Here is a 12,238-nt window from a genome sequence, read left to right as displayed (position 1 = left end):
CCCCGAGGAAATCGAAACACTTTCAAACCGCAGTGCGACCCTCGGCACGACCCTCGGTAGATAGGGCCGCTGCGCCGCCGAACAGCGGCGGATGCGTCACCAGGCTTTTCAGCGCCGGCTGCGCCTGGGCCAGCACCGCTTCGGCCGGGCGGGGGCGGCACAGCTCGGGCTGTGTGGCGAAGGCGGCTTCGATGGCGCTGGCCATGGCGAGCAGGCGGTCGTCGGCGCGCAGCGGGGCGATGAGCTGCAGGCCGAAGGGCATGCCGTGTTCGTCCACGCCGCAGGGCAGCGACAGCGCGGGGTTGGTGGCCAGGGTGACGAGGTAGGTCAGGCCCAGCCACTCGTAGTAGTTGCGCATGGCCTGGCCGTCGATGCGCTCGGCGTACAGCTCGCTCCAGGGGAAGGGTGAGACGGGCGTGACCGGCGCCACGATCAGGTCCACCTGTTCAAACGCGCGTTCAAAGCGCCGTGCAATGCGCGTCTGCTCCAGGTGCGCCCAGGCGCGGTCGCCCAGCGTGATGGCGTGGGCCATCTCCACGTTGGCGCGCACGTTGGGGCCGAGCGATGCCGGGTCGTTGCGGTAGGTGTCGGCGAAGGCCGCCACGAAGCTTTCGGCGCGCATGACGTCAAAACACCGGTGGCCGTCGGGCAGGTTCAATTCCACGGGTTCGCAGGAGCGGACGTGGCGCGCCAGCGCAGCCACCCGCTGGCGGAACGTGCGGCGGATGCCGGGCTCCACCGCGCAGGCGCCGAAGTCTTCCACCGTGCCGATGCGCAGGCCGGCCAAGTCCGCGGCCAGCAGTGGCCAGCCCTGGCAGACACCGGACACGCTGAGCGGGTCCATGGGGTGGCGGCCCACGCTGGCCGAGAGCATGAGCGCGGTGTCGGCCACCGTGCGCCCCATGGGGCCAAGCACCGAGATGACTGACCAGCCCAGCGGGCGCGCGTCGTTGGCCACCACGCCGGGCGAGGGCCGCAGGCCGACCACGCCGCACAGCGCGGCCGGGATGCGCAGCGAGCCACCGGTGTCGGAGCCGGTGCACAGGGGCAGCATGTCGGTGGCCAGGGCGGCGGCCGATCCGCCCGACGAACCGCCGGCGTTGAGCAGCGGGTTGAAGGGGTTGCCGGTGGCGCCCCAGACCGGGTTGCGCGTGTTGGCGCCGGCGCCCATGTCGGGCACGTTGGTCTTGGCGGTGACGATGGCGCCCGCCGCGCGCAGCCGCGCCACCAGCGCGTTGTCGTGCTGCGGCACGTTGCCGCGCCGCCCCACGTTGCCGCTGGTGGTGAGCAGGCCGGCGGTGTCCTGCAGGTCTTTCACGCCCAGGGGCAGGCCGTGCAGCGGGCCCAGCGGTTCGCCGCGCAGCACCTGCGCCTCGGCGGCTCGGGCGGTGGCGCGGGCGCGCGCGTAGTCGGTGGCGCAGATCGCGTTCACCGCCGGGTTCACCGCTTCGATGCGCGCGATGCAGGCTTCGAGCAGCTCGACCGGTGAAATCTCCTTGCTGCCGATGCGCCGGCGCAGCTCGACCGCGCTCAGTTGAACGAGGGACATGCGTTCACTCCAGCGGAATATTGGCCTTGTGCACGTAGGCGCGCAGCAACGGCAGTTCGCGCGCCACGCGCGCGTCGTAGGCGCTGCCCGGCTCGTAGGCCACCTCCACGCCGATCTTCTCCAGCTCGGCGCGGGTGGCCGGGTCTTTCACCGTGTCGGCCAGCGCTTTGGCGAGGGCGGCACGCACGGGGTTGGGCAGGCCACGCGGCGCGACGATGGCGATCCACGGCACCATTTCGTAGTCGGGGAAACCAGCCTCGGCGATGGTGGGCACGTTGGGCATCTGCGGCGAGCGCTTCTTGGACGTGACGGCCAACGCCTTCACCTTGCCCGCCGCCATCTGCGGCATGGCGGCCACGTTGGTGTCGAAGCTCAGCGGGATCTGCCCGCCGATCAGGTCCGTCATGGCCGGGGCGCTGCCTTTGTAGGCGATGTGCACCAGGTTGGCCCCGGCCATCACCTTGAGCATCTCGCCGGCCAGGTGGGCGGTGGTGCCGTTGCCGAAAGAGCCGAAGTTCATCCCGCTGGGCTCGCGTTTGGCCAGGGCCAGCAGCTCGGGCAGGTTGCTGGCCGCCACCTTGGGGTTGGCCAGCAGTACCAGCGGCGAGCTGCCGATGGTGCCGATGGACTCGAAGCCCTTCTGCGGGTCGTAGGGCAGCTGGCGCTTGATGGCCGCGTTCACCGTGAACGTGGTGTTCGACGAGATCAGCAGCGTGTAGCCGTCGGCCGGCGCCTTGGCCACCAGGGTGGCGCCGATGGCGGTGCCCGCGCCCGGGCGGTTTTCCACGATCACGTTCTGCCCCAGGCGCTTGCCCAGCGGCTCCATGAGCTTGCGGGCGATGGTGTCGGTGGCGCCGCCGGGCGGGTAGGGCACCACCAGGGTGATGATCTTTTCGGGGTAGGCGGCGTGCGCCATCAGGGGCAGGGCGAGCAGGCCGGCGGCCAGGCGCGCGGTGCGCCGTGTGAACGTGATCAGCTTCATGGGGCTTTCCTTCGGGGGGTGGGTGGTGGGGCAAGGCTCTCGCAGCGCTGCACCAGCAGGGCGGCCAGCTGGTCCAGCTGGGCGGCCATGGCCGCATCGGCCGGGCCGAACAGGCGCACCAGGCCCATGCCGCGCAGGGTGGACATCACGAGATCGATCAGGGCCGGGGTGTCGGGCGAGGCCGACAGCTCGGGAAACACGGTCAGGAAACGCTGGCGCAGCTGGTCCTGCTGCGTCTGGCGCAGGCCGGCGATGTAGCGCGTGATCTCGGGGTCGGCGCCGCAGCCCATGTAGACCTGCCACGCCACCAGAAAACGCTCGGGCTCGTAGATGCGCTGCCACAGCAGTTGCAGCGTCTGGCGGGCGCGCTCGGCCAGGGGCAGATCGGCCGCGGGCCACCCGGGCGCGTTGTAGTCGCTGGCCGCCACCAGCTCGTCCACCACCCGCATCATCAGCACCGCCTTGGTGCCGAAGTGGTGCTGGAAAGCGCCCGGCGTGAGGCCGGCGGCCTTGGCCACTTCAAACACCGAAGCGCCCTGGTAACCCTTGTCGCGCACCACCTGGATCGCCGCCCGTATCAGCTGCGCGCGCGTGGCTTCGCTGCGCTCAGCGTGGCGGCTGGCGCCGGGTGGCCGGGTGGGGGAGGGCTGGAGGTTCATGGATTCAAGAATATGCATTACAGGTGTAATGTGTATTGGGGTTTCCCCACCGTGGTCGGCATGAAAACCCCAGGGCGATTGCGGGTAGTAAATATGATGGTCATCATATTTATGGCTAAAATGCCGGCATGCCAACCGCACCCAGCCGCAAGGCCCTGACCCACGAACGCATCGTCGACACCGCGGCGCGGGCGATCCGGCGTGCCGGCTTCGCCGGGGTTGGCGTGGCCGACATCATGAAAGAGGCGGGCCTGACCCACGGCGGGTTCTACGCCCACTTTGCCTCCCGCGATGCGTTGCTCGTCGAGGCCCTGGCCCACGCCGGGCAGCAAGGCGTGGACCGCCTGGGCCAGGGCAACGCCTTGCGCGCGGCGCGCGGCGCCAGCCCGTTCCGCGCGCTCATTGAAAGCTACCTCTCGGACCGCCACCTGAGCGGCACCGAAAACGGCTGTGCGGTCGCGGCGCTGGTTTCGGAGATGCCGCGCCAGTCGGCCGAGGTGCGCGCCGCGGCCGTGCAGCGCGTGCGCAGCCTGGTCGCGCTGGTCGCGCAAACCCTGCCCGCCGACGCCGCGCCCGACAGCGCCGCCGCCATCGCCAGCCAGATGGTGGGCGCGCTGCAGCTCGCGCGGGCCCTGGGCGACAACGCCGAAGGCCAGGCCCTGCTGGCCGCCAACCGCAGTGCCTTGCTGGCGCGTTACGACGCCCCCCCACCGGCGGCCTGAAGCATGCCCGTCCATCACGTGCCCACCAGGGCATTTCTTTCGGTTCGGATTTGAATATGACGATCGTCATGAGTCCATCGATGAACCGTCCTGCTTTTTTCGCCCACCCAGGAGCCGACACACCATGAAACCTCACAACGCCACCGTCCTGATCACCGGCGCCAGCCGCGGCCTGCCGGCCGAGCCGGGCACCTACCTGCGGGGCACGGAAGCATGAGCGCCGCGCCGGGCCGTTCCCAAGCCAGCTCGCACCGCAGTGCACCGCACGGAGGTACTCCATGAGCGCCGCCATCGCCCAGACCCGTGTGCAGCAGATGCTGCACGCGCCGCTGCTGCCCACGCTGCTCCGCCTGGCCACGCCCAATGTGATGGGCCTGTTCGCGATGACCATCGTGATCGGCTACGACGGCTACATCCTCGGCCGCCTGGGCCCGGACGCGCTCGCCGGCATCGCACTGGTGTTTCCGCTGTCGATGCTGATGCTGCAGATGTCGGCCGGCGGCATCGGTGGCGCCACCACCGCCGCCGTGGCGCGAGCCCTGGGCGCCGGGCGCAGCGAAGACGCCAACCGCCTGGCGCAGCAGGCGCTGCTCCTCGGCGCCTTGCTGGCCGCGCTGTTCATGCTGGTCATGCTCGGTTTCGGGCGCGGCATCTTTGGCGCCATGGGAGGGCGCGGCGCGGCGCTCGAAGCCGCGCTCGTGTACTCGAACGTGCTGTTCAGCGGTGCGCTGCTCATCTGGTCCACCAACGTGCTGGCCGCCGTGGTGCGCGGCGCGGGCAACATGGTGCTGCCCTCGGTGATGCTGCTGGGCACCGCGCTGCTGCACCTGGTGCTGTGCCCGCTGCTGGTGTTCGGTTGGGGGCCTGTGGCCGGTCTGGGCATGGCCGGCGCTGCCGCCAGCACGCTGGCCGTGAACGCCGTGGCCACGCTGGTGATGGCGGCCCACCTGTGGCGCCGCGACGGCGCCGTGCAGCTGCGGGCTTCGCGCTGGCGCCTGCACCTGCCGCTGCTGCGCGACATTCTGCGCGTGGGCCTGCCCGCGTCCTTGAGCCCGGTGATCAGCAACGCCTCCATCGCGGTGACCACGGCCTTCGTGGGCAGCTACGGCACGGCCGCGCTCGCGGGCTACGGCGTGGCGGCGCGGCTCGAATACATCCTGGTGCCGATCGCCTTTGGCTTCGGCACCGCCCTGACCGCGATGGTGGCGACCAACATGGGCGCGGGCCAGACGGTGCGCGCGGTGCGCGTGGCCTGGGCCGGCGGCGCGCTGGTGGCCGTGATCACCGGCGCGATTGGCCTGGCCACGGCCATCGCACCGGCGCTGTGGATGGGCCTCTTCACCAGCGATGCCGAAGTGCTGGCGGTGGGCGCCACGTATCTGAACATCGTGGGCGGTTGCTACGCCTTCTTCGGGCTGGGCCTGGCGTTGTTCTTTGCCTCGCAGGGCGCAGGCCGCATGTTCTGGCCGCTCACCGGCAGCATGGGCCGACTCGTGATCCTGGTGGTCGGTGGCTGGCTCTGCGTGCGCACGTTCCAGACCCCCGCAACCGGCCTCTTTGCCGTTGTCGCGCTCAGCCTGGTCGTCTACGGCTCCACCCTCGCCATCGCGATCCGCCTGGGGAGTTGGGGGCGCTGATGCCGGCAGGTAACATGCCCGCATGACCCGACTGCACACCGAGTACCAGCGCCTGTACCTGCCCCCCGGCGCCGGGGTGGACGACACCGCGCCCCTGCGCCTGGCCGACAGCGACGGCCGCGTGCGCGCCATGGTGCTGTCGCTCGGCTACCCGGCTGACTGGGCCACCCTCTCGCCCGTCTGGCGCGGTGTGCAGGCCGAGCTGGCCCTGCCCGCGCCGGCCATCGCCGTCAACGGCGTGGACGCCTTTGAGCTCTGGTTCTCGCTGGCCCAGCCCGTGCCGGCGGCAGAGGCCGCCGCCTTCCTGCAAGGCCTGCGCCAGCGCTACCTGGCTGGCGTGAAACCCGGGCGGCTGCGGATGCTGCCCGCCCCGGATGCGCCGGTGCCCCCGGCCGTGCAACCCGCCGCCTGGGTTCCCGCGCTGCAGGCCACCACCGGCCAATGGTCCGCCTTCGTCGCGCCCGACCTGGCCGCCGTGTTTGGCGACGCCCCGTCGCTCGACTTCCAGCCCGGCAACGACGCCCAGGCCGAACTCCTGAGCCGCCTCGCCAGCACACCGCCAGACGCGTTTGAGGCGGCCCTGGCCCAACTGCAGCCCGCAGCGCCCCAGCAGGCCCCGGCAGCGTCAGCGCCCGGCGAGCCCGCTGCCCCGCCGGCACAGGGCGGCCCAGCCCACGCCGCGCTGGCCGGCCCGTACCAGGACCCACAAAGCTTCCTGCGCGACGTGATGAACGACCCCACCGTGGCGCTGGCCCTGCGCATCGAAGCCGCCAAGGCCTTGCTGTCGCGCGGCACCCCCGGGGCCGCATGAACCCGCCCCAGGCCACCGAACTGACCCCCGCCTCCTTCATCGCGCAAGCGCTCAGCAACCCCGTCAACGCCGAACTGCTGCAGCGGCTGGACAGCCTGCGCCTGCCCCAGTGCCACCTGACCGCCGGCTGCCTGTTTCAGGCCGTGTGGAACCGGCAGACCGGCCGGGCGCCCGACTGGGGCGTGAAGGACTACGACGTTTTCTACTTCGACGACACCGACCTCTCGTGGGAAGCCGAAGACCGCGTGATCCGCGCCGTGCAGGCGCTCACCGCCGACCTGCGCGTGGCCGTGGAAGTGAAGAACCAGGCGCGCGTGCACCTCTGGTACCGCAGCCGCTTCCAGGCCGACTACCCCCAGCTCACCCGCGCCACCGACGGCATCGACCGCTACCTCATCGCCTGCACCTGCGTGGGCATAGACACCCACAGCCGCGCCCTCTACGCGCCCAACGGGCTGGACGAACTGCAACGCGGCATCCTGCGCATGAACCCGCGCTTCGCACAGCCCGCCATGTTTCGCGACAAAGCGCGCAGCTACCAGGCGCGCTGGCCGTGGCTGAGCGTCGTGGCGGCGGAAGAAGAGGGCAGGTCGCGCTCAGTCCTGTGAGCGGATCACCTTGCTCCGCCGTTCAGAACCCTATGGAGGTACCCATGAAACCAGAGGAAAACAAGGCCGTCCTGACCGCAGTGTTCGCAGAGACCGCAAAGGGGAATGGACGCCCCTTCGTCGAGGCGCTCGCCGACGATGTGCGGTGGACCATCATCGGGACAACGCCCTGGTCGAAGACCTACATGGGCAAGGAATCGGTCATGAAAGACCTGTTGCGCCCTCTCGGGCAGCAACTCGGCGGCGCCAGCGTCATTGCGGCGAGCAACTTCATCGCAGAGGGAGACTTGGTCGTGGTCCAGGCCACGGGCCACAACACCACCGTGCGCGGGCAGAAGTACGAGAACGCTTACTGCTGGGTCATCCGCATGCGTGAGGGAAAAATGTGTGAGCTGACGGAGTACGCCGACACCCAGCTCATCGAATCGGTGCTTCGTGACCCAAACGCTCCGAGGTGAAGGCATGAAAGCGCAATGACCATCGACCACCTCTTCATGTTCATCGAGCCCGGCGGGCCCGAGATCGACGCCCTGCAACGCCTGGGCCTGCAAGAAACCTACCGCCGCACGCACCCCGGCCAGGGCACGGCCAACGTGTGCTTTGCGTTCGACAACCTGTACCTGGAGCTGCTCTGGCTCACCAGCGAAGCCGAAACCCGCAGCCCGGCCATTGAGCGCACCCGCCTGTGGGAGCGCAGCCAGTGGCGCGCGCTGGGCACCTGCCCGTTCGGCATCGCGCTCCATGGCGACCTCGCCAGCGCGGGCGTGCCCACCTGGGACTACCGGCCGCCGTACTTGCCAGCGGGCATGGCCATTCAAGTGGCCACCTACAGCGACGACCCGATGCAGCCCATGCTGTTCAGTTTTCCGGGCAGTACGGCTCCGAGCGAGTGGCCTGCGGAGCGGCGGGGGCGATCGCAGCAGGATGGTGGTTGGAGCCACGTCGCCGATGTAGCGCTGCGGTTCCCGGCGGATGTGGTGCCCAGCGCCGCGTTGGTCGCGGCTGCAGATGCGTCAGGGTTGGCGCTGGAGCAGGGCGATGGCCGAGCGTTTGGCGCGACCATGAAGTTGATCGGCGCGGATGACTCGGTGACGAAGATTTTGGTAATACCGGATGGACTCAGATGAAGGTGCCATTGCTGGGCTGACGGACCACAGTCGACACCCAGCGGAAAGCAATTGTCTTCGAGAAATTGAGCAGTTTATGTCTGAATTGATGCCAATCAGCGGTCAGTCACTCGAAACGCTGCTCGCGTTCATTGTGTCTTTCGGCCTCGGATGCATGCTCCGTGCGAATTCGATTTTCAAGGATGGCTAGCTTGATTTTTACAAGCACTTGTATTTCAGAGTCAGGGTATTCGAGCAACTCCGCGAAGGCATTAGATCGCATCTCCAAAATTTTTGAAAGCGGTCCGGACCAGCTGCTGGGTTGTATTCTATTGAATATGATTTCAACCATTGTTTGCTTGTCGGTTGTGGCCTTCAGAAGGGATTTAATGAGATCGCTAATAACTATGCGTTCGGGATTTTCGTTTGGAAATTTTTTTGGATCTATTGTGCAATAGGCATATGCCGCCTTGGCGACCTTTGTGATGCGATTTTGATCGTTCCCACACCATGCCATGATCTGTTCCAGCGGGGCATCATTCAGTGTCGGTTCTTTTTGGTCCAAGGCGTGATCTTTAAATAACAACGTGAAGACGGATTGCTCACTTTTGCTTCCATTGAATATGGTGTCGAGGAGCAGGTTTGGATATTTCTTGATCAGTGCTGTAATAACATCGTTTAATTCAAAGGCATAGAGACGGTATGTCCCTATGCCCTCGCAGAGTAGATTAATGATCTCCCTGATTTCGCTCTCAGGCGCTGAAGTGTTGAAAGCCTCCTCTAGGACATAATCAATTCCATGCAGCTGAACTTGCCTCAACTCATCCCGGTGCGCCGAGACAAGTTCACGAATGGCCTTTCTCGCAACTGCACGAAGTTCCTCACTCGGTGTGTATTCTTGGCGTTTTTTCTCAAACAGGCGCATGGAAAGCATCTCGATAGTAGAGAGGTAACCCTTGTCCAGTGCGTTGATTGCCGAGAGGAGGGGCGTCAATTTGCTATCCGAAATTTCCTCGTGTTCCTGGCAGTAGCGGAGTTGTTGGAAGCGCCATGCCTCAAGCTCACCTCCCTGTGCAAGCTCCAGAAGCCTCCTTAGGGCCCAATGAGTCATCGGAACAGCTTGCAGAAGGTGGACCGCATGAGGCTTTAGTTCGGGAATGCCCAACGCGCGTTTCAGAATTTGGCGTGCTTGGCGGGGGGCCAAATCGTGTACACCGCTGATGAAACCCTCCAACAGGAGGGGATTGGTCCGATCCGATCGATGTCTAAGAAATGACTGGACGAGATTGTCAAACATCGAAAGCCTGTCTACGGCTCCTGCGGCCAGCCCCTTCCCAAACCACAACAGGGGCTGGGCGCTCGTCTCCCAAAGCTTGACTCCTAAGCGATGAAGATACTCCGGCTCAGACGCTGCAAGCTCCCCAAGCTTTCGAACCTTTTCGCTGATCTCGTTTGCCTTGTCTTGAAAATTCTTGCCGCGTAGCTCGATATGGTCCCATACGTCGACCATTGCATAGGCTTCAATCTCGGAGTAGATATCTGACGGCGCGGTCAGCTTCTCGATGGTCATAAGCCGAGCAAGCAACTCTGGAGTATGCCGGTCACCGTCGAAATGAATGGTTTTTTTGATGGAAATCCACATCTCTGGCCAATTCCCCGCTCGCCCATGATCGCGAATGATCTGTTCGAGAGTGTCGAAGCATCCGGCAAAAGACCATAGTGTACGGAATTGGCTTGCCAGCACCGACTTCGCCCAGTCCTTATCCTGCGGCTGGGTCGATCCCAGGGCAGGCTGTAGCAACTGCATGAAACCAACGTACCACGCAATTTTCTCGTCATGGGTCTTGGGATGCCATCCCGAACCTCTCTTGCGCGCCCCGAAATGAAACGTTCCAAATGAAGTCCAATGACGCGACTCAAAGGCGGAGCGTAGAAGTTCCGTGGCGATTTCCCGGTGTATTGGATTGTGGGAATTGAGCAGCTTCTGGGCAAATGCCTGCCGCCGCTTAGGTGTGGCTTCGGTTCCGGAAAGATGAAGCGAGAATAGTTGCTGCATCTGTCTGACGATGCTGTTGTTGTTCTCGCCTACTTTCTCGGTCTCGGCGAACTTCAGCAGCACCTCCGCCGCGCGATCGAAAGTCTCGTCCTCGTAGGCGAGGTGGTACAAAAGCCGGACGAATCGAGTGAAATTTCCGTTCTCTCGAGAAGCAAATCCCGGGTGAGATGACGCCTGTTCTATCGAACGAAGTACTACATCAGGGAAGACCGGCGCGACGTAGCTCAGCGCCACGAGATACTTTTCACTGCAGGCGGCAATATTGCCCAGAGGCGCACCCGGCTGAACCCAACTGAGGGCCAGTTCTCGCGCTCGGTCAAAGTCGTGCAGATAGCCCAAACGGTGGGCGCATGATTGGAACAAGCGAAGGTTTTCGTACTTGAAAAGTTCTGCGTTGATATCTTCAAGCGGGATGCTCTGGAGTGCGCGCTTCGCTAACCGGTTGGCCAATGCATGTGGGAGGATTGCTCGCCAGTTCCCGCGTTGCTGTTCCAGTTGGCGTCGAAGCAGTTCCGCTTGGTCTCGATGTAGCGTTTGCCGGTCCAGGCCAGCGATGATTCCCAAGATGCCTAGCTCATCACAGTTATTCGATCGGGAAACATTGAAGGAATAGACAAGCGCCAATGCCTCAGCGCTTCGCAGCAGTTCCGGCGAATCCCCTTTTCGTTGGGAAAAGAGCCTTCGGAAAAGGTCCTCATCTGAAAAATTGGAAAGCGTCTCATCAGCCTTCACCCGACTTGCTAGTGCCAGCGCAACACGAGCGTTACCGCCGGCGAATTCAGCAATTCTGTCTGCATTGACGCGACCCAGGTCCGGGAATCGCTTTTGGGCCAGCTTGGAAACGGTTTCTTCGCTGGTTGGTTCAAGGTGGATGACTTCGGTTTCTTCGGGTTTGTCTTCGGAGATGTCGTATTCGATGGTAAGGAGGCGCAACTTCGCGCTGCTCGCTGCGACTTGTTTTTGCAGGCTTCGATGCACGTCCGGCGGGCAGTTGTCCAAGACCAGATAGGTGGCGAAATCATTGGCGATCAGATACGTGACCAGCTCCGACGCCGTGGGGGTGAGGTCGTTGCCGAGATCGGCGTAGATCACGTCGCTTGCTGGTAGTGCGTCGAGTCCCACTTTGGCCTCGAAAAGAGCCTGTGCGAATCGGGTCTTGCCGACCCCCGAAAGTCCGGTAACTCGTACGGTGCTTCCTGGTTTTCTCAACCGGTCCCGCGTCAGTCGGATCCCTTCCGAGACGGGGTTTGGATCCTTCAAACTGGAATTTGCGTCGATGACGCAAGGGTGGTCGTCGACGAGGAACTCGTCATCTTGGTTGGGAGGCGTCGCCGCCCATCGACCATAGGGTTTCCAGCCTGCCAAGGGTTTTCCCAAGCGCGAGCGGACCCAAAGAGCGACGCTGGGGTGTCGCCTCAGCCAAGCTGACAGACGGTCACGACCGTAGAAGTCCAAGTGCAGGTTGTCCTTCCCCTGCATGGCATTGACCGCTTCCTTCATGCCGATCAAGCGCTCGGACAGCATCTTTTCGGAGCAGTCGTCCCTTCCACTGACGATGATGTAGGCTCCTTTTCGTGACGCTAGGGTTTCAATGATTGCCTTGGGTTTTCCGTCTTTTTCCATCTCGTTCCGGCACGCTGACTTACCCACCGAGTGCTTCTTGACTTGGAACCCCGAGTTCTCTCTGGGTACGAAGTTCGGATTGGATATCCCGACAGCGCCCTTCACGCTCACATCCAGCCCTCCATCTACGGCTTCTTGGGCTCCGCCCCATGTGACGCTTGATGGCTGAACACCCTGCTGGATTAGTTCCGCCTCGCACAGACGGGCTACAAGCTCCCGCAAGTCGCCATCATTGAGGGATGAGATATCGGTGGCTTCAAGTTCAAAGAAGATCATGTCGGGTTAGGAGCAGCAACCAAGTGTTGGACATCAAAGCAGGGTGGATTCCCACCGGAGGGTAGAACGGGGTGTGCGGGCGGTCCGGGAGACGAGTCAATCGAGGGCTGTTGTTGGGATGAGCGGCTTAATCCGATACCAGGCCCCGTAGACAGAGGATAGTGGCGGCAATTGACGGCGAGTAGAACCCATCATCCGACATGGTGGAT

Annotated in this window: 10 protein-coding genes; 6 read left to right on the top strand and 4 right to left on the bottom strand. The window is 64.5% G+C overall.

The window, feature by feature from the left end; genetic code table 11:
• Positions 1 to 22: 22 nt before the first annotated feature.
• The 3 genes from AC07YZ_RS04945 to AC07YZ_RS04935 are packed head-to-tail and all read right to left on the bottom strand — an operon-like array spanning position 23 to position 3,190.
• Complete coding sequence (locus tag AC07YZ_RS04945; RefSeq protein WP_494793932.1) at positions 23 to 1,549, bottom strand: amidase; 1,527 nt, start codon at positions 1,547 to 1,549, stop codon at positions 23 to 25.
• A gap of 4 nt (positions 1,550 to 1,553) precedes the next feature.
• Positions 1,554 to 2,531 (bottom strand): Bug family tripartite tricarboxylate transporter substrate binding protein, encoded by a 978-nt coding sequence (locus AC07YZ_RS04940; protein WP_494793931.1) that lies wholly within the window; start codon positions 2,529 to 2,531, stop codon positions 1,554 to 1,556.
• Complete coding sequence (locus AC07YZ_RS04935; RefSeq protein WP_494793930.1) at positions 2,528 to 3,190, bottom strand: TetR/AcrR family transcriptional regulator; 663 nt, start codon at positions 3,188 to 3,190, stop codon at positions 2,528 to 2,530. The genes AC07YZ_RS04940 and AC07YZ_RS04935 overlap by 4 nt, the downstream gene beginning before the upstream one ends.
• Before the next feature lie 128 nt (positions 3,191 to 3,318).
• On the opposite strand from AC07YZ_RS04935, the gene AC07YZ_RS04930 reads away from it, so the two are divergent.
• From AC07YZ_RS04930 to AC07YZ_RS04905, 6 genes are all read left to right on the top strand, one after another.
• The gene (locus AC07YZ_RS04930) at positions 3,319 to 3,912 is read left to right on the top strand and encodes a TetR/AcrR family transcriptional regulator (protein ID WP_494793929.1); all 594 of its coding nucleotides are present in this window, start codon (positions 3,319 to 3,321) and stop codon (positions 3,910 to 3,912) included.
• Between the two features lie 278 nt (positions 3,913 to 4,190).
• Entirely contained in the window at positions 4,191 to 5,549 is a 1,359-nt protein-coding gene (locus AC07YZ_RS04925) for an MATE family efflux transporter (RefSeq protein ID WP_494793928.1), read from the top strand.
• 22 nt (positions 5,550 to 5,571) lie between these two features.
• Positions 5,572 to 6,360 carry a hypothetical protein gene (locus AC07YZ_RS04920; RefSeq protein WP_494793927.1) on the top strand — a complete coding sequence of 263 codons (789 nt, stop codon included), beginning with the start codon at positions 5,572 to 5,574 and terminating at the stop codon, positions 6,358 to 6,360.
• Positions 6,357 to 6,968 carry a nucleotidyltransferase family protein gene (locus tag AC07YZ_RS04915; protein WP_494793926.1) on the top strand — a complete coding sequence of 204 codons (612 nt, stop codon included), beginning with the start codon at positions 6,357 to 6,359 and terminating at the stop codon, positions 6,966 to 6,968. Before AC07YZ_RS04920 ends, AC07YZ_RS04915 begins: the two co-directional genes overlap by 4 nt.
• 44 nt (positions 6,969 to 7,012) lie before the next feature.
• Positions 7,013 to 7,426: a nuclear transport factor 2 family protein gene (locus AC07YZ_RS04910; RefSeq protein ID WP_494793925.1), complete on the top strand. Its 414-nt coding sequence runs from the start codon at positions 7,013 to 7,015 to the stop codon at positions 7,424 to 7,426.
• A gap of 15 nt (positions 7,427 to 7,441) precedes the next feature.
• Positions 7,442 to 8,095 (top strand): VOC family protein, encoded by a 654-nt coding sequence (locus tag AC07YZ_RS04905; RefSeq protein WP_494793924.1) that lies wholly within the window; start codon positions 7,442 to 7,444, stop codon positions 8,093 to 8,095.
• 106 nt (positions 8,096 to 8,201) lie between these two features.
• Here AC07YZ_RS04905 and AC07YZ_RS04900 read toward each other — a convergent pair whose 3' ends face one another.
• A complete protein-coding gene (locus tag AC07YZ_RS04900) occupies positions 8,202 to 12,029 on the bottom strand; it encodes a hypothetical protein (RefSeq protein WP_494793923.1) in 3,828 nt (1,275 codons plus the stop codon).
• Positions 12,030 to 12,238: the final 209 nt, after the last annotated feature.

The sequence above is a fragment of the Hydrogenophaga sp. GW101-3F08 genome (genome assembly GCF_059424585.1).
This window is presented reverse-complemented; position numbering and strand designations above follow the sequence as displayed.

Excerpts from the sequence above, each read along its gene's own strand:
- AC07YZ_RS04945 (WP_494793932.1), bottom strand. The coding sequence starts at position 1,549 with ATGTCCCTCGTTCAACTGAGCGCGGTCGAGCTGCGCCGGCGCATCGGC.
- AC07YZ_RS04940 (WP_494793931.1), bottom strand. The coding sequence starts at position 2,531 with ATGAAGCTGATCACGTTCACACGGCGCACCGCGCGCCTGGCCGCCGGC.
- AC07YZ_RS04935 (WP_494793930.1), bottom strand. The coding sequence starts at position 3,190 with ATGAACCTCCAGCCCTCCCCCACCCGGCCACCCGGCGCCAGCCGCCAC.
- AC07YZ_RS04930 (WP_494793929.1), top strand. The coding sequence starts at position 3,319 with ATGCCAACCGCACCCAGCCGCAAGGCCCTGACCCACGAACGCATCGTC.
- AC07YZ_RS04925 (WP_494793928.1), top strand. The coding sequence starts at position 4,191 with ATGAGCGCCGCCATCGCCCAGACCCGTGTGCAGCAGATGCTGCACGCG.
- AC07YZ_RS04920 (WP_494793927.1), top strand. The coding sequence starts at position 5,572 with ATGACCCGACTGCACACCGAGTACCAGCGCCTGTACCTGCCCCCCGGC.
- AC07YZ_RS04915 (WP_494793926.1), top strand. The coding sequence starts at position 6,357 with ATGAACCCGCCCCAGGCCACCGAACTGACCCCCGCCTCCTTCATCGCG.
- AC07YZ_RS04910 (WP_494793925.1), top strand. The coding sequence starts at position 7,013 with ATGAAACCAGAGGAAAACAAGGCCGTCCTGACCGCAGTGTTCGCAGAG.
- AC07YZ_RS04905 (WP_494793924.1), top strand. The coding sequence starts at position 7,442 with ATGACCATCGACCACCTCTTCATGTTCATCGAGCCCGGCGGGCCCGAG.
- AC07YZ_RS04900 (WP_494793923.1), bottom strand. The coding sequence starts at position 12,029 with ATGATCTTCTTTGAACTTGAAGCCACCGATATCTCATCCCTCAATGAT.